This is a genomic window from uncultured Abyssibacter sp. (assembly GCF_964000955.1).
GTDB lineage: Bacteria > Pseudomonadota > Gammaproteobacteria > Nevskiales > OUC007 > Abyssibacter.
The window spans coordinates 1-21,440 of the sequence record NZ_CAXFCL010000081.1 but is presented as its reverse complement, the minus strand read 5'-3'; the positions used below and the strand labels follow the sequence as shown (position 1 = coordinate 21,440).

The 21,440-nt window shown below is 65.2% G+C and carries 16 protein-coding genes; 10 read left to right on the top strand and 6 right to left on the bottom strand.

What is annotated here, in order from left to right; genetic code table 11:
• The 3 genes from ABNS06_RS03815 to ABNS06_RS03805 form a co-directional block, all read left to right on the top strand.
• Nucleotides 1-828, top strand: an 828-nt coding sequence (locus ABNS06_RS03815) for an amidohydrolase family protein (RefSeq protein ID WP_348672668.1), incomplete at its 5' end; no start/stop codon positions are given.
• Between the two features lie 143 nt (nucleotides 829-971).
• Nucleotides 972-2,393 (top strand): wax ester/triacylglycerol synthase family O-acyltransferase, encoded by a 1,422-nt coding sequence (locus tag ABNS06_RS03810; protein WP_348672667.1) that lies wholly within the window; start codon nucleotides 972-974, stop codon nucleotides 2,391-2,393.
• Complete coding sequence (locus tag ABNS06_RS03805) at nucleotides 2,390-3,394, top strand: alpha/beta hydrolase (RefSeq protein ID WP_348672666.1); 1,005 nt, start codon at nucleotides 2,390-2,392, stop codon at nucleotides 3,392-3,394. Before ABNS06_RS03810 ends, ABNS06_RS03805 begins: the two co-directional genes overlap by 4 nt.
• A 6-nt stretch (nucleotides 3,395-3,400) precedes the next feature.
• On the opposite strand, the gene ABNS06_RS03800 is transcribed toward ABNS06_RS03805, so the two are convergent.
• The 4 genes from ABNS06_RS03800 to ABNS06_RS03785 form a co-directional block, all read right to left on the bottom strand.
• Entirely contained in the window at nucleotides 3,401-4,654 is a 1,254-nt protein-coding gene (locus ABNS06_RS03800; RefSeq protein ID WP_348672665.1) for a serine hydrolase domain-containing protein, read from the bottom strand.
• A gap of 72 nt (nucleotides 4,655-4,726) precedes the next feature.
• Nucleotides 4,727-6,100, bottom strand: a complete 1,374-nt coding sequence (locus tag ABNS06_RS03795) for an MFS transporter (protein ID WP_348672664.1) — start codon at nucleotides 6,098-6,100, stop codon at nucleotides 4,727-4,729.
• 218 nt (nucleotides 6,101-6,318) lie between these two features.
• Complete coding sequence (locus tag ABNS06_RS03790) at nucleotides 6,319-7,275, bottom strand: alpha/beta hydrolase (RefSeq protein WP_348672663.1); 957 nt, start codon at nucleotides 7,273-7,275, stop codon at nucleotides 6,319-6,321.
• Between the two features lie 80 nt (nucleotides 7,276-7,355).
• Nucleotides 7,356-8,105 (bottom strand): hemerythrin domain-containing protein, encoded by a 750-nt coding sequence (locus ABNS06_RS03785; protein ID WP_348672662.1) that lies wholly within the window; start codon nucleotides 8,103-8,105, stop codon nucleotides 7,356-7,358.
• Between the two features lie 303 nt (nucleotides 8,106-8,408).
• On the opposite strand from ABNS06_RS03785, the gene ABNS06_RS03780 reads away from it, so the two are divergent.
• Nucleotides 8,409-8,705, top strand: coding sequence for a hypothetical protein (locus ABNS06_RS03780; RefSeq protein WP_348672661.1), 297 nt, complete (start codon nucleotides 8,409-8,411; stop codon nucleotides 8,703-8,705).
• A 156-nt stretch (nucleotides 8,706-8,861) separates the two neighbouring features.
• On the top strand, nucleotides 8,862-10,418 hold the full coding sequence (locus tag ABNS06_RS03775) for a cytochrome P450 (RefSeq protein ID WP_348672660.1): 1,557 nt from the start codon (nucleotides 8,862-8,864) through the stop codon (nucleotides 10,416-10,418).
• A gap of 27 nt (nucleotides 10,419-10,445) precedes the next feature.
• Here the strand turns inward: ABNS06_RS03775 and ABNS06_RS03770 are convergent, their stop codons facing one another.
• A complete protein-coding gene (locus ABNS06_RS03770) occupies nucleotides 10,446-11,099 on the bottom strand; it encodes a TetR/AcrR family transcriptional regulator (RefSeq protein ID WP_348672659.1) in 654 nt (217 codons plus the stop codon).
• Nucleotides 11,100-11,198: 99 nt separating this feature from the next.
• Here ABNS06_RS03770 and ABNS06_RS03765 point away from each other — a divergent pair, with 99 nt between their 5' ends.
• The 3 genes from ABNS06_RS03765 to ABNS06_RS03755 all read left to right on the top strand — a co-directional run bounded on the left by ABNS06_RS03765 (nucleotide 11,199) and on the right by ABNS06_RS03755 (nucleotide 14,961).
• Nucleotides 11,199-12,881, top strand: a complete 1,683-nt coding sequence (locus ABNS06_RS03765; protein WP_348672658.1) for an MFS transporter — start codon at nucleotides 11,199-11,201, stop codon at nucleotides 12,879-12,881.
• A 138-nt stretch (nucleotides 12,882-13,019) separates the two neighbouring features.
• The gene (locus ABNS06_RS03760) at nucleotides 13,020-14,273 is read left to right on the top strand and encodes an acetyl-CoA C-acetyltransferase (RefSeq protein ID WP_348672656.1); all 1,254 of its coding nucleotides are present in this window, start codon (nucleotides 13,020-13,022) and stop codon (nucleotides 14,271-14,273) included.
• Between the two features lie 13 nt (nucleotides 14,274-14,286).
• The gene (locus tag ABNS06_RS03755; protein WP_348672655.1) at nucleotides 14,287-14,961 is read left to right on the top strand and encodes a TetR/AcrR family transcriptional regulator; all 675 of its coding nucleotides are present in this window, start codon (nucleotides 14,287-14,289) and stop codon (nucleotides 14,959-14,961) included.
• Between the two features lie 56 nt (nucleotides 14,962-15,017).
• Here ABNS06_RS03755 and ABNS06_RS03750 read toward each other — a convergent pair whose 3' ends face one another.
• A complete protein-coding gene (locus ABNS06_RS03750) occupies nucleotides 15,018-17,705 on the bottom strand; it encodes a TonB-dependent receptor (RefSeq protein ID WP_348672654.1) in 2,688 nt (895 codons plus the stop codon).
• Nucleotides 17,706-18,084: 379 nt separating this feature from the next.
• Here ABNS06_RS03750 and ABNS06_RS03745 point away from each other — a divergent pair, with 379 nt between their 5' ends.
• On the top strand, nucleotides 18,085-19,644 hold the full coding sequence (locus ABNS06_RS03745) for a cytochrome P450 (protein WP_348672653.1): 1,560 nt from the start codon (nucleotides 18,085-18,087) through the stop codon (nucleotides 19,642-19,644).
• A 74-nt stretch (nucleotides 19,645-19,718) separates the two neighbouring features.
• A partial coding sequence (locus ABNS06_RS03740; protein ID WP_348672652.1) for a pyrroloquinoline quinone-dependent dehydrogenase occupies nucleotides 19,719-21,440 on the top strand: 1,722 nt, incomplete at its 3' end.

The following is a 21,440-nucleotide window of genomic DNA, read 5'->3' as shown; positions in this document are numbered from 1 at the left end:
GTCGCCGAGATCAAGCGCATCGCGGACAAGGGCTGCACGGCCGTCTCGCTGAACGAGAACCCGACCAAGCAGGAGCTGCCCAGCATTCACAACAGCTACTGGGAGCCGATGTGGCAGGCCATCACCGAGCACGACATGGTCATGTGTCTGCACATCGGTGCCGGCAACCCCGCACCGCATGCGTCCATGGAATCGCCGATCGAGGCCTGGATCACGACCATGCCGATGTCCATCGCGACCGGTGCGGCCGACTGGCTGAACCTCGCCGCGCTGGAGCGCTATCCCAACCTGAAGATCGCGCTGTCCGAAGGCGGCATCGGCTGGATTCCGTACTTCCTGGAACGTGCCGATTTCAGCCACGAACGGCACAAGGCCTGGACCCACAACGGCTTCAAGAACATGAAGCCCAGCGAGGTGTTCCACCGCCATTTCATGTGCTGCTTCATCGACGACAAGTTCGGTCTGCAGAACCTGAACTACCTCAATGAGGACATGGTCGCCTACGAAACCGACTACCCGCATTCGGATACGCTGTGGCCGGAGGTGCCGGAATACCTGTGGGACAGCGTCAAGCACCTGACCGATGCGCAGATCGACAAGGTCACGCACGGCAACGCGGCACGCTTCTTCCGCTACGACCCGTTCCAGCACCATTCGCGTGAGGAACTGACGGTTGGCGCATTGCGTGCCCAGGCCGAGGCGGATGGCGTCGACACCACCCCGGTCTCGCACGGCGGAGCCGCCCCGGTGGAGAAGGGTTCCGAGCCGCGTCCGGTGACCTCGGGCGATCTGTTCAAGATGTTCTCCCACCACTCCAAGGCCGCCTGAGGTTCGCGAGCGGCATCGGTCCGGGGGTCTCGGCGCCCGGACCTGCTTGGTATGCTGGAACAAGTCTCGTCCGGTGGGCGCACCGGGCGGGATGGTCGTTGCACGTCTGAGTCGATAACAACAACAAGGGAGACACTCGGATCATGAAACGCCTGTCGATGGTGGACGACATGTTCCTGCGGTTCGAAAGCCGCCGGATGCCCCTGCATATCGGCATGCTGCTGCTGCTGGAGCCTCCGGACGATGCGCCGGAGGATTTCGCCGCACAACTGGCCGACAAGCTGAAGCAGTCCACCCGAACCGCGCCGCCGTTCAACCGGCGACTGGTGCGCCGACGCGGCCTGCACTACTGGGAGGAGGACGAGGAGTTCGACCTCGCCCACCACTTCGCGCATACCGCGCTGCCCAAACCGGGACGGATTCGCGAACTGCTGGCGATGATCTCGCGTGTGCACTGCGCGCACATCGATCGCGCCTATCCGCTGTGGCGAGTCTATTTCATCGAGGGTCTCGAGGACGGGCGCTTCGCGGTGTACATGAAGGTGCACCATTCGGTGACCGACGGCGTCGCCGGCATGCGCATGCTCATGGACGCGATGTCGAACGATCGGGAGGCCTCCACCAGGCTGCCGCCAATGTGGGAGGTCGGTCGGACCGCGTCGAAGCGCAAGGCCCAGCCGCTGCCGGTGCCCACGCCAGCGCTGGGTTATGTCAACGCGATGCGCAACCTGGCCCGGGAACGTTCGCTGGGGCCGCTGTTCCGTGAGCTGAGCCATTCCGCCAGTGACCTTCGGAAGAAGAATCCGGATTTCGTGATGGGTGGTCAGGCGCCGCGCACCATCTTCAACGAGAAGGTCAGCGCCACGCGTCGTTTTGCCGCGCAGTCCTACTCGACATCACGCATGCGCGCGGTCGCGGAGGCCTTCGACGCCAGTCTCAACGACGTGGTGCTGGCCATGTGTGGCGGTGCGCTGCGGACCTACCTGGCGGCGATGGACCAGTTGCCCGGAAAGTCACTGGTCGCCGGCGTGCCGGTGTCCGTTCGCAAGAAGGGCGACACGGGTCTGGGCAACGAGGTGTCGTTCACGCTGACGCATCTGGGCACGCATATCGAAGACCCGGTCGAGCGCCTGCTGGCGGTGAAGCGCTGCATGGATACCAACAAGCAGCGCATGCAGCATCTGACCTCGGGCCAGCTCATGGCGTATGCGGCGCTGATGCTGATGCCGGGCGCGCTCAACGAAGTACTGCACTTCTCGAAGGACACGACGCTGGGCAACGTGTGCATCTCCCACGTGCCGGGTCCGCGTGAGGACATGTACTGGCAGGGCGCCAGACTCTCGGGTCTTTATCCGGCCTCCTTGCTGCTCGACGGCCTGACCCTCAACATCACCCTGATCAGCCGGCATGACACGGTCGATTTCGGCATCGTCGCCTGCCGCAAGACGGTGCCCAGCGTGCAGCGGCTGCTGGACTATCTCGAGGATGCGCTGGTGGAACTGGAAGCAGGCGTGAAAAAGCGTCGGCGCGGCCGCCGGAAGCCGGTGGCGCGCAGCAAGTCATGACGCCACAGGACGTCATCACCACGTCTCCGAAACCCGCCGATCCGACGGAGCCCGAGCTGGTGCATCATCCGCTGGCGCTGAGCCGGCGCAGCCGGATCAAGCTGTGGCTGATGCGCTGGCTGATGCGGCCGCTGATTGGTCGCCTGTTCCGTGCGAGCCTGCCGCGCCTGTACAAGGCGCAGCTTCAGGTCTCGTCGATGAAATGCGGTGACACCGTGGGCCTGCCGGTGGAGTATCGCCTGGTCGGGAGGTCGCCCGGGCATGTGGTCGGCAGCCTGTCAGCGTCGGCGCCGGTTGTTTTATGGCTGCATGGCGGTGGCTTTGTCATGCCCGCCGCGCCGGCGCAGCACCTGCCGATGGTGGCGCGGTTGAGCCGCGAGCTGGGTGGCGCCGGCTTCCTGCCGGACTACCGGCTGGCGCCGCAGAATCCGTTTCCGGCGGCGCTGGATGACTGTGAACTCGCGTACATCAGCCTGCTCGATCTGGGCGTGCCGGGCGAGCGTATCGTGCTCGGGGGCGATTCCGCTGGCGGCAATCTGGTGTTCGGCCTGCTCCAGCGGATTCGCCGCGCCGGGCTGCCGATGCCGGCCTGCGCGATTCCGGTCTCGCCGGTGACCGAGATGGGGCGTGGTCACACGCCACCATCCCGGTATCGGCTCAGCCGGCGCGATCCGCTCCTGCCGATCAAGTCGATGGCGGGCCTGTTGCAGCTCTACATCCAGGATCGGGACACCGCCGATCCGGAAATCTCGCCGCTGTACATGAACTGCGAAGGGCTGCCACCGCTTTACTTCATCGCCAGCAGCAACGAGATCCTGATGGATGACTCCGTGCTGCTCGCAAAACGGACCGCGGAGGCCGGCGTGCCCACGCGTTGCCACATCTGGCCCTATCTGCCGCATGCCTTTCCGCTGTTCGCGTCGATGTTCCCGGAAGCCCGGGCCGCCTGCGATGCGATGGCGGTGTTCGCCAGGGCGCAGCTCGACGCCGCTTCAGCCTGAAGCGTGTTATTTGCAGCGCCGTGCCAGCTCGGTCTGCCAGCGGGCCACGGCGAGCAGATGCGAGCCGAGCAGGGCCTTGCCGGTGACGATCAGTGCGGCGGCGAGTTCCCGCTGCGGGTCCGCCCAGCCGAACACGTTCATCATGCCGACGTGTCCGTAGACCCGTCCGGTCATGGGGCCGAACATCCCGACGGGATTGGCGCCCAGCATCATCCCCATGCTGTAGCGCATCGGTAGCCCGAGGGTTCGGTCGATGCGGACGCCGGAGGCCGGCTTGCGCAGCAGTCGCACCGTTTCCGGACGCAGGATCTGCCGGTCCTGCCAGCGCCCGTTGTTCAGCAGCATCTGGAAGAATCGGGAGAGTTCGTCGGCGGTGCAATGCATGTTGCCGGCGGGTATTACCGCATCAAGGAAGACGTCGGAGTTGGAGATCTCCACGACCTCCTCCATCGGTACGGCCAGAAAGCTCTGGAGGAACAGGTTGGAGACGCGATCGATCTTTCTGCCCGCCATGTAGTTGTGGGCGACGGCGTGCCGGTGTTCTTTCGGCAGTCCGTAGGTGAAGTGGGTCATGCCCAGCGGCTTGCGCAGGGTCTCGTCGAGGTAGGTCCGGATCGACTGCCCGGTTACCCGCTGGATGATTTCGGCGAGGACGAAGCCGCCGGTCAGCGCGTGATAGGCGACCTTTCGGCGCCTGTGCGCCGGCTTGGACCGGCTGATCACGTCGATGCAGTAGTCCCAGTCCAGCAGCAGTTCCGGGCGCAGCTCATCGGACGGAACATGGAACGAAGGAAAGCCGCCGCGGTGCGACAGCACATGCGCGATGGTGGTCGACCCCTTGCCGTGCCGGGCGAACGCCGGAATGAATCGGCTCACCGGATCGTGCAGTCCCGCGCCGCCATCCTCGATCAGCTTGAGCATCAACGCGGCGGTCGCCGCCTTGCTGGCCGAAAAGATGCACATCGGTGTTTCGGGTGTCAGCAGCACCTTGGTCGCGGACGCCGGCTCATGAGGCCCGTTGCCGCGCGCATGGCCGATCGTGCGGTCCAGGATCACCTCGCCGCGATGACGCAGGCAGACGCCGACGCCCGGATAGGCGCCGCTGCGGTACAGACCCTGGGTGGCCTTCCAGATCGCGTCGATCTCTCGCCGGGAAAGGCCGGAGTTCAGCGCGCGGGCCTCATTGACCTCATCGACTCGACTAACGCTGTCCACATCGCGTGGAATCCGGACATGGCCGGAGCGGCGTTTTCGCAGCATGTTGTTGCGTCCCCCTGGTAAGCGGCGGCGCTCCTCGGTCGGTGGTGGCGGCCGGGCGCGCTCTGGTTGAATCTAATGGCCGGTCTGCGGCATCACTTCGCGCATGTGCTTGCAGCCGAAGGCGAGAATCGCGGCGCCAATTGGGCAGCAGACCGCGATGACGACCGCCATGCCCCGGCCGATGAACTCCGGGCCGCCGAACACGTGATCGGAGACGGCGGCGATCAGGATCGGGCCGGTCGCGCTGCCGATCAGGCCGGCCGTGGCCGCGAAGAACGCGACGCCGGTGCCACGCAGTTCGTTGGGCGTGACCAGATTCAGTGCGGCGGCCGAGCAGGCGGGCAGCGTCGCCAGCAGCACCAGGAAGGTCCCCGCGCCGGCGAGGAAGATCCACGGGTTGCCGCTGGTGGTCGCGATGATGCCGACCGGCGCCGCGATCAGCAGGCAGCCGGCGTACCAGCGCAATTGTGCGTCGTGCAGGCCACGTCGATACATCGCGTCGACCGCCCAGCCGCCGACCAGCTTGCCGGTGATGCCCGCCACCACGAGTGTCAGGCCCAGACCCAGGCCGATCTTGCTCGGTGTCCAGCCGAAGGCGCGTCCCATGTGGGCGGGGTACCAGATGGCCGAACCTGCGAGAACAATCGATGCCAGGGCGAATCCCGCGTAGTGGTAGGCGAAGAACCGCCAGCGCGGTCGCATGAAGCGGAGCAGATCGCCGTAGGCGAGCACCAGACCTTTCCAGAACCCCCGGCGCTGCACGGTGGCCTGGCTGCTTTTGCCGGTTCTGACCGGCTCCGGAAACGTGAACACGACGAAGGACAGCAGGGCGCCGGGAATGCCGATCACGAAGAACACCGCCTGCCAGGAGCGGACATCGCCAACCAGCGGAATGGCGATGGTGGCGGTTTGCGACACGGCTTCCACGATGGCGCCACCGAACAGGTAGGCGGTGCCGGAACCGATGGTCGCGCCGATGGCATAGACCGCCATGGCCGAGGTGAGACGCTCGCGGGGAAACAGGTCGGTGAGCATCGAGGTCGCGCAGGGGTTCAGGCCCGCCTCACCGGCGCCGACGCCGACGCGCGCCAGCAGCATGTGCCAGAAATGCTGGGCCAGGCCGCAGGCGGCGGTGGCCAGCGACCAGATCGCCACGCAGCCGAAGATGATCCGGCGCCGGTTGAAGCGATCCGCCAGCGCACCGGCGGCGAGGCCCAGCAGCGAGTAGGTGAGGGCGAAGGCCAGGCCGTGCAGCATGCCGAACTGCACGTCGGTGATGTTCAGGTCGCGTTTGATCGGGTCGACCATCAGCGAAATGATGAAACGGTCGAGTATCGACAGCCAATACAGCAGCGCCAGCACGATCGTGGCGTACCAGGCGACCGATGACGGCGGGTAGGGCGAGTTCGCCGGGGCGCCGCCCGCGATCGGTGTGGATTGCTGCATGTCCGTCTCCTCGCCCCCGATCGGGTTGATGTCGGGGGTGCGATGTGCCGCTGCGATGGCGGTTGCTGTCAGTGTTTCGTGGACTTAAATCCACAACACTGTCGATTAGTGGTCAATGGTAGCCGATCCGGCGGGACTTGGACGAGCCGTGGGCGACGACGGGGCGTCACCGGCGTGGGTCGGAGGGGGAGCGAGCGAGGCCGGAGCCCGCCACCGGTTCAGGCGGCGGCGTTCCAGTTCAGCTGGCGCTGCGAGAACATCCGGGGTGCGGGCGCCAGGGGTTCGTCATGGATGAACGCGGCGAGGCGCTGGATGGCGATCCGGCTTTCCGGCATGAACGCGAACAGCGGGAATGCGTGGGCCATGCCTCTCCAGACTTCCAGATGGAATGGCACGCCCGCCTTGTTCGCCTGATCGGCCGCGCGCAGACAGTCGTCCAGCAGGACCTCGGTGTCGCCGACAATGCCCATCATCGGCGGCAGGTCGTCAAAGTCGGCGAGCGCCGGTGACAGATAGCGATCGCGCGTGACCGCCGTGCCGGAGTACAGACCGGCCAGTGCGGACAGGCGCTTGGCTGGCAGGATCGGATCGCGGCGCGCGTTTCGCTGTCGCGACACGCCGCTGAATGTGAAGTCCGTGACCGGCGAGATCACGATGGCCCGCGCCGGCATCGGCGTGGTTTCGTCCCGCAGCGCCAGCAGCGTGCTCAGGACCAGGCCGCCACCGGCGGATTCGCCGATCAGCGTGATGTCTTCCGGACGGTGCCCGTTGGCCAGCAGGTGGTGATAGGCGGCGACGCAGTCTTCCAGGCCGCCGGGAAACGGCGTCTGCGGGGCCAGCCGGTAGTGCATGATCCAGACTTCGCAGCGGGCCGTCCGGCAGATCTCCGATGCGAAGCTGCGTTGCAGCCCGGCCGCGCGCAGCACAAAGCCGCCGCCGGGGAAGTACAGGCACACGCGCCGACCGGAGTCGCCGTCGAGGCGGATTCGTTCGCCCTGAAACCCCGGGGCGGAGATTGGCTCCATGGACGTGCCGGGGGCCAGCGGTCGGGCCGATTCGAACCGTTCCGTCCGCGTCTGCAGGCCTTGCAACGTCCGGACCGGGGTGAAGCGCAGCAGCGGCTTCAGGGTTTGCCGGGCGGCGAAATTGAAGACGCGAGCCTGCCAGCTAGGCATGCGAGGGAGCGGGACGGTGTTCGGCGGGTCGGGAGTGCGAGCGCATGCATGGAGCCACGAAAGTGTGCGGTGCGGAGCCCTCAGGCCAGCAGGGAGCGCTTCCATTCCCCGAGGTCATGCAGCCAGCGCTGCGGTCGGCGCAGGATGGAGCGGGTGAGGTCGGCCACGCGCAGCAACGCGGAACGCTGCGATGACGGCAAGTGGTCGACCAGCTCGTTGAGCCCCTCCTGGATGGCGCGTTGCAACCGGAAGTACTTGAGCTGGATGTCGTCGCCGAACAGCGGGTCGTCGACGAACCGGGTCCGGCTCTTGAGCTGGTTCCAGTCCTCCACGCCGATCTCGCCGGTGGCCAGCGGGAAGACGTCGGATGTCTCGAAGTGCAGGTGCTTGCGGTAGCCGTCGATGAACCGTTCCAGCAGCGCGGCCAGCTCCGGCCGGTTCGCGCGCCGTCCGTCGCGGATGTGGCGCAGCTCGACATAAAGGTCCTTGCTGACGCCGGACAACGCCTGGTGATCGGAGACCAGCCGGTTCAGTTGTCGCTTGAACCGGGGATGCTCACGCCGCAGGTGATCGAACAGCAGGTTCTCCCGGGTGTGGTGGTAGCGGTCCGGGTAGTAGATCAGGTAGTCGACGATGTCCGCGAGCAGGTGATAGTCGGGAATCCGGCCGGGCTGGAGCTTGGCTGTTTCGTCGGCCAGCGTGTCCAGCAGGATGTGCAGACAGCGATGCTCGGCGATCAGGATCGACACGATGCCTTCCCAGCCGGCGTCGCGGTCGAGATCGTCACGGTGAGGAAGGTCGCCGATCAGCGCGTGCAGTGAGGTTGCCATGGATTCATTTTCGCCGGTCAGTGTGCGGAAGTCCTGATCGCAGCCTTCCGCATCCTGCGCTGGAGGTCCAGTGGCCCGGTGGGCGCGTTGTCTGACTGTTCCGTCAGCGGCCGCGTTCGGGCCCGATCATACTGCGGGCGCGGTGCCCTGCGTGGCAATCTGCCTTGATTGGACCTGCAGGGTCCGGCGTCGTCTGCGGGGCGGTGGCTACACTCCGACCAGAGGCGAAGTCCCATAACAAGCGCTTTTCGCGTCGATATCGTCGGCGTCAGGAGTGCGATTCAAACAGCAGGAGGAGCGAGCATGTCGGTATCAGGCCAGTGGAAGATCACCATCAGCGCGCCGACCGGACCGGAGGAAACGGTGCTGGATCTCCATGAGCACAATGGCACGCTGACCGGTTCCCAGACCGGTCGCGGATCGACGACCGAGATCTCCGACGGTCGTCTCGACGGGGCCACCATCGCCTGGGTCAACAACATCAGGAAACCGATGAAGATCAAGGCGAAGTTCACGGCTGAGGTGGACGGCGACCGGATGAACGGCAAGGTCAAGGTCGGACTCATGCCGGCGATGAAATTCACCGCCGTACGAGCATAGATCGGCCACAAACCTTGCACCGGCGGGCTGTTCCGGTGCCCGATTGCCCGGTAGCGGTGTCGTGTTATCGGACCACCCGAGGTCGGATGCGGGGCAGGTTGACGCGTAAAAAAAATTGATGTCATAGTGCTGACACCAAATAGACGGAGACGCGTGATGTCCGCCCTCTACTACGACCCCTACAAGGTCGAGATCAAGACCGATCCCTATCCGCTTTATCGCCGCATGCGCGAGGAAGCGCCGCTCTACTACAACGACGCGTACGACTTCTACGCCTGCAGCCGGTACGAGGATGTCGAGAAGGGTCTGAAGGACAAGGACACATTCATTTCCGGGCGCGGCGCGATCCTGGAGATGATCAAGGAGGACATCGAGTTTCCGCCCGGCCTGCTGATCTTCGAGGACCCACCGGTGCATACGGTGCACCGCATGATGTTGCAGCGCCTGTTCACGCCCAAGCGGCTGAACGGACTGGAAGAAAAGGTGCGCAGCTACTGCGTGCAGTGTCTGGACCCGCTGGTCGGGTCCAACGAGTTCGACCTGGTCACCGAACTGGCCGCGGCGATGCCCATGCGCGTCATCGGCATGCTGCTGGGGATTCCGGAGGAGGATCACGCGCGGGTGCGCGAGCAGGTGGACGCGAGCCTGCGGACGGAAGCCGGCAAGCCGATGGAGTATGTCAGCGCCAACATGACCGGCGAGGGTTTCGAGGAGTACATCGAGTGGCGGGCCAAGAACCCGTCGGACGACGTGATGACGGAGCTGCTCAACGCCGAGTTCAAGGACGAGACGGGCACGGTGCGCAAGCTGCACCGCGAGGAGTTGCTGACCCTGATCAACGTGCTGGCGGGGGCGGGCAACGAAACCACGACCAAGCTGATTGGCTGGTCCGGCAAGCTGCTGGCCGAGCATCCGGACCAGCGCCGACAGCTCGTCGAGGACCCGTCGCTGATTCCGGCCGCGGTCGAGGAAATCCTGCGCTACGAGCCGCCGCCGCCACATGTCGGACGCTACGTCGCCAAGGACGTGGAGATCCAGGGTCAAACCGTGCCCGCCGGCAGCGCCATGCTGTTTCTGGTCGGATCGGCGAACCGGGACGATCTGGCCTTTCCGGATGGAGACAGGTTCAACATCAACCGAGACCTGACCCGGCGTCATCTGACGTTCGGCTATGGCGTGCACACCTGCATCGGCGCCGTGCTGGCACGTCTGGAAGGCCGCGTCGCGCTGGAGGAAATGCTCAGGCGCTTCCCCGAATGGGAGGTGGACCTGGAAAACGCGCATCTGGGTTCGACGTCCACCGTGCGCGGCTGGGAGTCGATGCCGATCTACTTCAACGAGGCGGGTCTGGCTGCATCGAGGGCGCGCAAGGCCGCCGCAGAGGCCGCGCAGGACGCGCCTGCCGCCGACAACGTGTCCATCGACGGCACGTGGACGGTGACCGTGAAGGCGCCGACCGGCGCGGAGGACACCACGCTGGTGTTGCGAGAATCCGACGGTGTGCTCACCGGCACCCAGTCGGGTCGCGGCATCGAGACGCCGATCGCCGACGGCACGTTCAGGGATGGCGAGGTCTTCTGGATCAACCAGATCACCAAGCCGATGAAGATGAAGCTGAAGTTCAGCGGCAAGCTGCGCGGCGACCGGATCGAAGGCAAGGTCAAGGCCGGCATCATCGGCTCGTTCGAGTTCTCGGCCGTCAAATCCGGCTGATACGCCTCCGGACGGGGGCGTCGTGCGTCAGGGGGGGGTTGTCCCGCCGGGCCCGCGGTCGCTGTTCACGGCATCCCTGATCAGGCCGATGACCCAGGTCATCGCGTCGATGGCCTGATCCGGCGGCAGCCGCCAGGCGGTGAGCAGCCGGGCGTAAGGCGGCACGTCCCACAACATGTCCAGCATCGCCGCCGTCATCACGCGTTGCTGTTCGGGCCAGTCCGGCTTCGCGCGAGTCACGGCGCCGAGCAGCGCCTCCCGGCGTGCCTCGTCAATGGCCGCGAACGTCGGGTCTTCCTCACGCGTCTCCGGTGTCGCCGAGAACGAGGTCAGGTAACGGAACACCTGCGCCGCGTGATCCGGGAAATTGTCCAACTGCAACTGGTCCAGCTGAATGCCCGATTCCTGCATCAGACGCTGGATGACCGCGTCGCGCAGATCCTTCTCGGTCGGGAAGTAGCGGTGCACCGTCCGGCTGCTCACCCCCGCGCGTTCGCCCACGGCGCGAAACGTCAGTTCCTTCCAGTTCCACGCGGAGAAGCCGTGTACCAGGTCCGAGCCGGCAGCGATGATGCGCTCGCGGGTCTGCGCGGACTGACGTTCGCGCAGCGGGCTGTTGTACTGCCGGCGCTTGTGCCCGCTGTCTGGCGTCGGGTTGGGTTTGGACGTGTCGTTCAACACTCGGTCATCGATGCGGGCCGGAAAGACCAACTACTGTAGCAGCGCCGATCACGGTTGCCCGAGTGGCCCGGTGCCACGACATGACGCACCATAGTGGACATGTCGGAACAGGCTGATCCAATCCCCACCGAGGGCGAAACTTCGCCGGCAAGCTGGGGACCGTTCGAACCGCTGCGCGAGCGAGGCTTTCGGCTGATCTGGCTGGCCAGCCTGCTGTCGAACTTCGGCTTCCTGATCCTGGGTGTCGGCGCTGCCTGGGAGATGACGCGGCTGAATGTGCCGGTGAGCATGGTTGCCCTGGTGCAGACGGCCATCACCTTGCCGCTGATGCTGATCGCGGTGCCGGCCGGCGCCATCGCCGACATGTTCGACCGCCGCAAGGTGGCGATGACCGGGCTCGGCTTCGCGATGCTCAGCGCCGCGGTGCTGACCATGTTGACGCTGGTGGGGTTGGCTACCCCCTGGGTGCTGCTGGGGTTTTGTTCGCTCATCGGCGCCGGCGTTGCGCTGTATGGTCCGGCCTGGCAGGCGTCGGTGATCGAGCTGGTGCGTCCCGACCGGTTGCCGGCGGCGGTCGCGCTGAACTCCGTGAGCTACAACCTCGCGCGAACCGTGGGTCCGGCACTGGGCGGTCTGGTGGTCATGGTGGCGGGGGCCTACGCGGCTTTCGGGATCAATGCCCTGTTCTATCTGCCGCTGCTCGGGGCGTTTCTTGCCTGGAAGCGCAAGCACATCTCGCCGCGTCTGCCGCCGGAGCAGCTGCATCGCGCGATCATTTCCGGCGCGCGCTACGCGATTCATTCGACGCCCATCCGCAATGTCGTGGTCCGGGCCTTTGTCGTGGGTGTGCTCGGGGCGTCGACCATGGCGCTCGCGCCGCTGGTCGCCAAGCATCTGCTGGATGGGGGCGCCAGCACCTATGGGTTGCTGCTGGGTGCGACGGGTGTCGGCGCGACACTGGGGTCGCTGTCGCTGGACAGGCTGCGCAGCGTGCTCAGCGCGGAGCAGGCGCTGCGGCTGTGCCCGATCGTGACCGGGCTGCCCATCATCGGCGTGGGGTTCAGCCACAGCCTGGCGCTCACCTGGACGTTGCTGCTGATCTCCGGCGCCGGCTACATGCTGATGATCGCGTTGCTCAACGTCGGCGTTCAGCTCTCGGCGCCGCGGTGGGTCACCGCCCGGGCGCTGGCCTGGTATCAGTCGGCGATCACCGGTGGCATCGCGCTGGGTGCCTGGCTCTGGGGGCTGGCGGCCGGAGAATGGGGGCTGGGCATGGCCTTTCTGCTGTCCGGCGTGCTGCTGGTGTTCAGCGCGCTGCTGGGTTTTCTGCTGCCGGTGCCGGACGGATCGCTGTCCGACGTGGAGGTGGTGCAACTGCGCAACGAGCTGGACGTGAGCATGCCACTGACCGCCCGCAGCGGTCCGGTGGTGATCGAGATCGACTACCGCGTCGATCCCGATAACGCCAGGGCGTTCTATGCGGTCATGCTCAAGGTGCAGCGGGCCCGCATGCGCAACGGCGGGCACGACTGGTCGATCTCGCGCGACATCGCCGATCCGTCACTGTGGACCGAGCGCTATCACTTCCTGACCTGGGGTGACTATATCCGCCAGCGGGCGCGCTTCACCCAGGCGGATCATGATCTTCAGGCCGAGGCCAGCGCCTTCCATCAGGGCGAATCGCTGATCGTGCGCCGACGTCTGGAGCGTCCATTCGGCTCGGTGCGATGGCGGGCGGATTCGCCGGACAGCGGGACTCCGGTCGAGCTGCTAACGCCGTAGTCCCGATCGGCGCGCGGCGATTGGCATGAGCGGAGCCGCTCGTTACTAATCAACAATGTCGACTAATTGTCCGGTCAGGCCTATACTTTTCCCTTCGAATAAGCCGGCGGATGCCGCGCGACAGAAACGGAGAAGACGATGCCCGAAGCCCTGATCATCGACGCGGTCCGCACGCCTCGTGGCGCGGGCAAACCCGGCAAGGGCGCGCTGGCCGGCGTGCATCCCCAGCACCTGGCATCCACCGTGCTCAAGGCCTTGCAGCAGCGTAACGACCTGGATACCGCGGACATCGACGACGTGATCTGGGGCACCAGCGCCCAGAAGGGCATGCAGGGCGGCGACCTGGGTCGCATGGCGGCGCTGGACGCCGGCTTCGACGTGACCGTCAGCGGCGTGACGCTGGATCGTTTCTGTGGCAGCGGGTTGACGGCCGCGAACATGGCCGCCGCGCAGCTGATGTCCGGCATGGAAGACCTGCTCATCGCCGGCGGTACGGAAATGATGTCGCTGATCACCACGATCGGCATGCAGGAACGCGAGGCCGGCCTCAAGCCGCTGATGATCGGCTCCGGCAACGCACGCCTTCAGGAGCGGCATCCGCAATCGAATCAGGGCGTCTGCGCCGACGCGATCGCTTCGATGGAAGGCATCGGGCGCGAGGCGCTGGATGCCTTCTCGGCCGAAAGCCAGCAGCGCGCGGCAAGGGCCATCCGGGAAGGCTGGTTCGCCCGGTCGCTGGTGCCGGTGCTGGACGAGGCCGGCAACACGATCCTTGATCATGACGAACACCCCAGGCCGCAGACCACGGTCGAGAGTCTGGCCGGACTGGAGCCGAGCTTCGCCAAGATCGCCGACATGCCGACCGATCGCAACGGCACGACCTTCCGGCAGCTGATCAACCGGCGCTACCCGGATCTGGACATCAAGCCGGTGCACCATGCCGGCAGTTCCTCCGGCGTGGTCGACGGCGCTGCCGGTCTGTTGATGGCCTCCGACGCCTACGCGCAGAAGCATGGCCTGACGCCGCGCGCGCGGGTCATCGCCACCGCCAACATGGGTGATGATCCGACGCTGATGCTCAACGGTCCCGTGCCCGCGGCCCGCAAGGTGCTGGCGAAGGCCGGTCTGACCAAGGACGATATCGACCTGTGGGAGGTTAACGAGGCCTTCGCCGTGGTCGTGGAAAAATTCATTCGCGATCTCGACCTGGATCGCGACACCGTCAACGCCAATGGCGGCGCGATCGCGCTTGGCCATCCCATCGGCGCGACCGGTGCGGTGCTGATCGGAACGCTGCTGGATGAGCTGGAGCGCCGTGACCTGCGGCGCGGACTCGTGACGATGTGCGCGGCAGGTGGCATGGCTCCTGCAGTCATCATCGAACGGGTTTAGGAGAAACTGCACGATGGAACAAGTGATGACCGATCAGGGCCGATCGCCTCGGAGGCGGCGCAACCCTGATCGCACGCGCAACGCGATTCTCGAGGCGGCAGGCAAGCTGCTCGCCAAGGACGGGCCGGAAGGCCTGAGCGTGTCGCAGGTTGCGCAGCTGGCCGGGGTCAACCGCGGCACCGCATACCAGCATTTTCAATCGCGTGAGCAGCTGGTCGAGGCGACCAAGGCTTGGGTCAGCGAACGCCTTTGCGAGGTCGCCTTCGGCGATTTCCAGCCGTCCAGCGACGACGAGCGCCTGGATCCGCGGCTGGTCTCCGAACACCTGATTGAATTCCTGATGGACAACCCGGAACTGGGTCGCGTGTGGTTGTTCGACGTGCTCAGCTCCCAGCGTCCGTCCGAGGACCCGTTCTGGAGCCTCTATCGGAGCTACTTCCAGAAGTTCGCGGAGTCCGAACTCGCCGAGCCCGGGATCGACTGCGACGTGCACGCCGTGGTCGTGCTGATGGGGACCTTCCTGTGGCCGGTCTGGGCGCGGGCGCATGCGCGGACCGCGAAGGAAAAGACGCAGATGGCCAAGCGCTTCTCCACCGAGATGCTGCGCATGAGCCTGCACGGCACGATGCGGCCGGAGAAATTCGCCGATCTGGACGCCAACCTCAAGCAGCTGTTCAACGGCAGCTAGCTGCTGATCCACCGGGCCCGCGTTCTGCGGGCCCGGTGCGTTCCTGGATTGAACCCCTAGAAGTTCCAGCGCAGCCGCGCGCCGATGGTGCGTGGCAGGCCCACGGACCGCGTCTCGATACCCAGCGCTGAATAGGTGCCACTGACGTAGGTGGCGTATTGCTCGTCCAGCACGTTGGTGGCGAATGCCGTGAACTCGAGCGGCCGTCCGAGGATGTCGGTCCAGGCCAGGTTGAAGTTCAGCAGCGCGAAGTCATCCAGAATGTCGAAGGGTGTCTGCCCGGTGGCGGCGGCGCGCATCTCGCCCGTGTAGGCGTAGGTCGTCCCGAAGTTCATCCGGCCCCAGCGCTGCGGAATGGGCAGGAAGAAGTTGAGGCTCGCCGCATAGGAGTGATCGGCGGCGAACGGCAGTTCGTCGCCTTCCACCGCGATCGGCGTGTAGGTGAAGCCTTCGAAGAAGCCGACCTGGGCCACCTCGTCGCTGCGGTCTTCCTGCTCCAGCAGCTTGGTGTCCAGATACGAATACGACAGGCTGGCGGTCATGAACTGGAACGGTTGCAGGAAGGCCTCGACCTCGAAGCCGCGAATCCGGGATTCTCCCGCATTGAAGATGGTTGTTGTCGGACCGGAGGTGGTCGATATGTAGCCACCCTGCAACTGCTGGTTCGTCAGGTCGTTGTGGAATACCGCGAAGTTGAACCGGCCGGGCACGGGACCGCCGAAGCTGGTCTTGGCGCCGATCTCGTAGGTGTCCACGGTTTCCTCGGTGAACGAGTCCAGACCTTCGTCGGCGGCGGGAATGACGTTCCCCTGCCGATATCCGCGGATGTACTTGCCGTAGAACATGATGTCGCTCCACGGCCGCACGTTGAGTTCGATCAGTCCGGTGGGAGCCTCGCTGGTCACGGACGGTGTGGTGATCGTCACCGCCGGTTGCCGCTGGACAGTGCCGAGATAGCGATGCAGCGTCTTGATCCCGTAGGCCTCGGTTTCATCCTTGGTGTAACGCAGGCCGATGGTCGTACTGAGCCAGCTGGTGAAATCGTAGGTGCCCTGCGCGTAAACGGCCTGATTCAGATATTCGGTCTTGTAGTCCTGCTTCAGGACGCCACCCAGGATCCCGCCCAGGGGGTCGAAGCAGTCGTAGCCGGATGCCGGTCCGCTGATCGTGCCCAGGTCGCAATACAGGAAGCTCGCGGCATTGTTGCCGGAGAATCCGTCCGGCTGGCTGTTTTCGTAGTAGATCCCGGCCTGCCAGATCAACCGATCGTTGAATCCCGTGCCCTGGAACTGGATTTCCTCGATGAAGGTTTCCTGACTGGTCACCGGCGCGGTCGGGTTTTGCACCGATGCGCCGACCGAGAATTCGCGTCGGCCGTTGGGATTCGTCGGGTCCTGGAAGAAGGTGCCGAAGATGGACGACTCGTTCTCGGTGAACAGATGGGCGTAGGCAAAGATGTTCTTGAAGGTCAGGCTGTCGCTGATCTGCCAGGTCGTGGTGTTGATCAGGCGCTTCTCCCGGATGTTCGTCTTGGGGTCGGCGACGGAACTGTACAGATCGTAGTAACCGTCATTGCCGTTCGCGCGCTGTTCTTCCAGCTGCTGCTGACAGGGCTGGACGACGAACAGGGCGAAGGGATTGGCGGTGGAGGCCAGATCCAGATTTCCGGTCAGCAGGTCGGTGATGGTGCCGAGCACACTGCCGACGTCGCTGGGCAGCAGTTCTTCGTTACAGGCGAACAGCGATGAGGAGTAGCCGTTGGTCTGTGAGTCCGTGAACGTGAGGATCGTGTAGTTTTCCAGCCTGTCCGTGACGTCCCACAGCAGGCTCAACCGCGCCGCCGTGTAATTGATGTTGCCCAGGTCGTCGGCGCCGAAGTTCAGCACGTTGTTCAGATTGCCGTCGCGCTGCTTGTCGTCGACACCGAAGCGGATCTTGAAGTTGTCGGTCAGGGGGTAGTTGACCACGCCCTGGACTCGGCGCTCGCCGAGATTGCCCCCGTTGGCCTCCAGATAGCCCTCGAACTCGTCGGTCGGCTTTTGCGGCACGAGCAAGACCGCGCCGCCGGTGGTGTTGCGACCGAACAAGGTGCCTTGCGGACCCTTGAGCACCTGCACGTTTTCCAGATCGAACAGTGCACCGGGACCGGCGCCATCGCCGGAGGTCTGGGAGCTTTGTCCGCGTGGGGCGACGACTTCGGCGAAGTAGGTCGCCACCGACGCCGTGGTGCGCAGATCCTGGGTGAAGCCGCGGATGGCGAATGACGCGTTGTCCGGCCCGAACCGGGTGTTCGCCGACAGTGACGGCGTGTAGTTGGCCAGATCGACGCCGGTGGTGATGTTGGCATCGGCGATCTGCTTCTGATCGAACACGGTGATCGAGATCGCGACGTCCTGGATGTTTTCCTCCCGGCGCTGCGCGGTGACAATCACTTCCTCGATCTGAGGTCGCGGCCGCCCGGCCTCCTGAGCGGGGACGGCGGGAGAGCGCTCGTCGACGGTGATGACGTCGTCATAGGGTTCCGGTGTGTTCTCTTCGGCGGGTGACGGGTCGTCGGATTGTTGCGCCGATTCCGCTTCCGGTTCGCCTTCGCCTGGTGGCGTGTCCTCCGGCTCCTGCCGGTCGGCCGGTTCGTCGCCGAACAGGAAGTCCAGCGACTCCTCGTCGTCCTGCGCGGTTTGCGCGTGGATCGCGGCTGGCGCCATCCCGATGGTCATGGCAATGACCAGTGCGCAATGCGTCACGCCGAGACCTCTGCGGGTTCGAGCGCAGCAGATGTCCCTGTGGTCCGCAGCGTTCCGGGCCGCTGATCGGTCACTCATGTCTCTCCTCCATGTCGGGGTCTATCCCCAGCGGCTCTAAGTCCGATTATTCGCACACTGTACCGATATAAGTCTCAAGTCGACAAGAAAGTCCGGACAAGGGGCGTGGCGGATGGTTCGCGAGCCCCGGTCGTGGTGGCGTTCTTCATCGCGCCGGCAGCGGATTGACAGGTGATTCACCCTGTGATGGAGTTGTGAACCACAGTGGTTCATAACTAGGGCATGACGGTGCGCCGACGGACGGGGCGCGTCGCGTGCGCATCGTCGTCGCGGCCGGCGAATCAACATTCAGGAGACCCCCATGAGCGTGACTCAAACCGATTCCCTGTACTGGGATACCTACGATCGCGAGATCTGGAGCAACCCGTACCCGATCTACAAGCGCATGCGCGAGGAGATGCCGCTCTACTACAACGACGAGCACGACTTCTACGCCGTCAGCCGGTTCGAGGACGTGGACGCGGGTCTCAAGGACAAGGAGACGTTCAGTTCAGCCCGCGGGGGGATTCTGGAGATCATCAAGGCGAATGCGGAATTCCCGGATTCCATGTTCATCTTCAAGGATCCGCCGGTGCACACGGCCTATCGCGGGCTGCTGCAACGGGTGATCACGCCTAAGCGGATGAACGCGCTGGAGCAGCAGGTACGTGATTTCTGTGCCGCGAGCCTGGACCCGCTTGTAGGAACGGGGGAGCTGGATTTCATCGCTGACCTCGGCGCCCAGATGCCGATGCGCGTGATCGGCATGCTGCTGGGGATTCCGGAGGAGGACCAGGCGACCGTGCGCCAGTGGGCCGACAACGCGCTGCATGCCGAAGCTGGCAAACCCATGGCGTACGACTCGGCGAATTTCTCCGGTGAGGCCTTCGAGCACTACATCGAGTGGCGTGTGAAGAATCCGTCCGATGATCTGATGACGGATCTGCTCAACACCGAGTTCAAGGACCCGCAGGGGGTTGTTCGCAAGCTCACGCGCGACGAGATTCTGGCCATCGTCAACATGGTGGCCGGCGCGGGCAACGAGACCACCGCCCGGCTGATCGGCTGGACCGGCAAGGTGCTGTCCGAGCACCCGGACCAGCGCAAGTTGCTGATCGAGCGGCCCGATTTGATTCCTCGCGCCATCGAGGAGCTCGTCCGCTACGAGCCGCCGGGTCAGGCCATTGCCCGCTACGTGACACGCGACGTTGAGGTGCGGGGCCAGACCGTTCCCAAGGGCAGCGTGATGATGATGGTCGTGGGCGCGGCGAACCGTGACGACGCGATGTTCGACAACGGCGACAGCTTCAACGTGGAGCGTGCGCCCAAGCGTCACCTGGGCTTTGGTTACGGCATCCATGTGTGCATCGGTGCGCCGCTGGCGCGCCTGGAAGGCCGTGTCGCGCTGGAAGAGGTGCTCAAGCGCTTCCCGGAATGGGAGGTGGATTACGAGAATGCGAGCCTGTCGGAGACGACGACCGTGCGTGGCTGGGATTCGATGCCGACGTTCACCGAGCCGGGCCGCCGACCGAGCCGGCCCAAGCCGAAGAAGCCGGAGCCGGAGGCCGCGCCGACAGCCGAGCCGGTCTCGCTGGATGGCGAATGGGACGTGACGCTGAAGACGCCTGCTGGCGCCGAATCCACGGTACTGGTGCTCGATACCTCCGGTGGCGGGCTGACCGGCACGCAGACCGGTCGCGGTACCACCTCCGAGATCCTCAACGCCAGTTTCGATGGCAAGACCGTCTACTGGATGAACAAGGTGACCAAGCCGATGAAGCTGAAGGTGGAATTCACCGGCACCATCGACGGCAACACCATCACCGGCAAGGCGAAAGCCGGCTTCATGGGCAAGTTCCCGTTCACCGCGGTCAAGCGGTAAAGCCGACCTGCGCGGGGCGGGTGCGATGAGGCGCCCGCCCGAACGCCATCATTCGCGTTTCCCGGAGGCAAGCCGTGACCGCAACCTCGATTCGACTTGGCCGCGGCCTGCTGGTCGCGTGCCTGACGCTGGCCGCCGTTCCGGTATCGGCGGCGGAGCCGTTCACGCAGCAGCGCCAGTTCGGCCAGAAATACTCCCCGCTGGATCAGATCAATGCCGACAACGTCGCTGATCTGGAACTGGCCTGGGAGTATCACACCGGCGAACTGGACGTGGAGAAGGGCACGCTGCACGCCTTCCAGGATGCGCCCAGCCTGATCGATGGCAGCCTGATCATCTGCACGACCTCGCGGCGGCTGATCGCCCTGAACCCGGAGACCGGGGAAGAACGCTGGACCTTCGACGCCAAATCGAAGATCACCGGCATGCGCAAGTGTCGCGGCATCTCGGCCTGGGTGGATGACGAGGCCGCGCCCGAGGCGATGTGCAAAACGCGGATCTTCCTGGGGACGGCCGACTATCGTCTCTTTGCCGTGGACTCGAGGACCGGCAAGCCCTGCCCGGAGTTCGGTGATGGCGGCAAGGTCGTGATGCAGCCGAGCAAGCCGGAGATTTTCCCGGGCGAAGTCTCCGCCGGATCGCGGCCCGCCATCGTCAATGGCGTGGTCGTCGTGGGTTCAACGGTGGCGGACGACCAACGGGTCGAAGCGCCCAGCGGCCGCATCCTGGCCTTCGACGCCCGCACCGGCGAGCCGCGCTGGAGTTTCGAGCCGCTGGCCCGTGACCCGGACGACCCGGCGTCGCAAACCTGGGAGCCGGGTGACGCGGCCCGCCACGGCGGCGGCAATGTCTGGACCGAGATGGCCGTGGACGAAGCGCTCGACCTGGTCTACCTGCCGACGTCCAGCGCCTCCGTCGATTTCTATGGCGCTTCCAGGCCGGGCGACAATCTCTATGCAGACTCCATTGTTGCCCTGAAAGGCGCCACCGGCGAGGTGGCCTGGCACTTCCAGTTCGTCCACCACAACATCTGGGATTACGACACGCCGTCGCAGCCCTTGCTGATGGATTTGCCGTACAACGGCGAGCAGGTGCCGGCGCTGGTGCAGAACACCAAGATGGGGCTGATCTACGTGTTCAACCGGGAGACCGGTGAGCCGCTCATTCCGATCGTCGAGCAGCCGGTGCCGCAGGACGGTGCCGTGCCCGAGGAAGTGCTGTCGCCAACGCAGCCGTTTCCGGTGGGCATGCCCCGCCTGGTGGCCCAGGGCATCACGCCGGAGGACGCCTGGGGCTTCACTCCGATCGATCGCTGGTTGTGCAGGAAACGCATCCGCAAGCTGAAATACGGTCCGATGTACACGCCGCCAAGCGTGCAGGGCACGGTGTTGCAGCCAGCGGCGTCGGGCGGTCCCAACTGGGGTGGTGGTGCCTACGATCCGGATAGTCACATCATGGTCGTGCCCTCGAACCGGGTGCCGATGATCATCACCATGGTGCCGCAGGATGATGTCGAGCTGGATGCGGATCAGGCCATCGAGACCGGCGTGTCGATGACCTTCCCCAATGCCGGTGCGCCCTACGCCACGCGCCTGGAGCCCTTGCTGTCACCGCTGGGTGCGCCCTGCTCGGCGCCGCCCTGGGCCGCGCTGTCCGCGGTTGATCTGTCCACCGGGCAGCTGGTCTGGGAGGTGCCGCTGGGCAGCATCCACAAGATGGCGCATCTGCCCTTCGACGTGAATTTCGGCACACCGGGGGCGGGCGGCCCGCTGGTCACGGCGGGCGGTCTCGTCTTT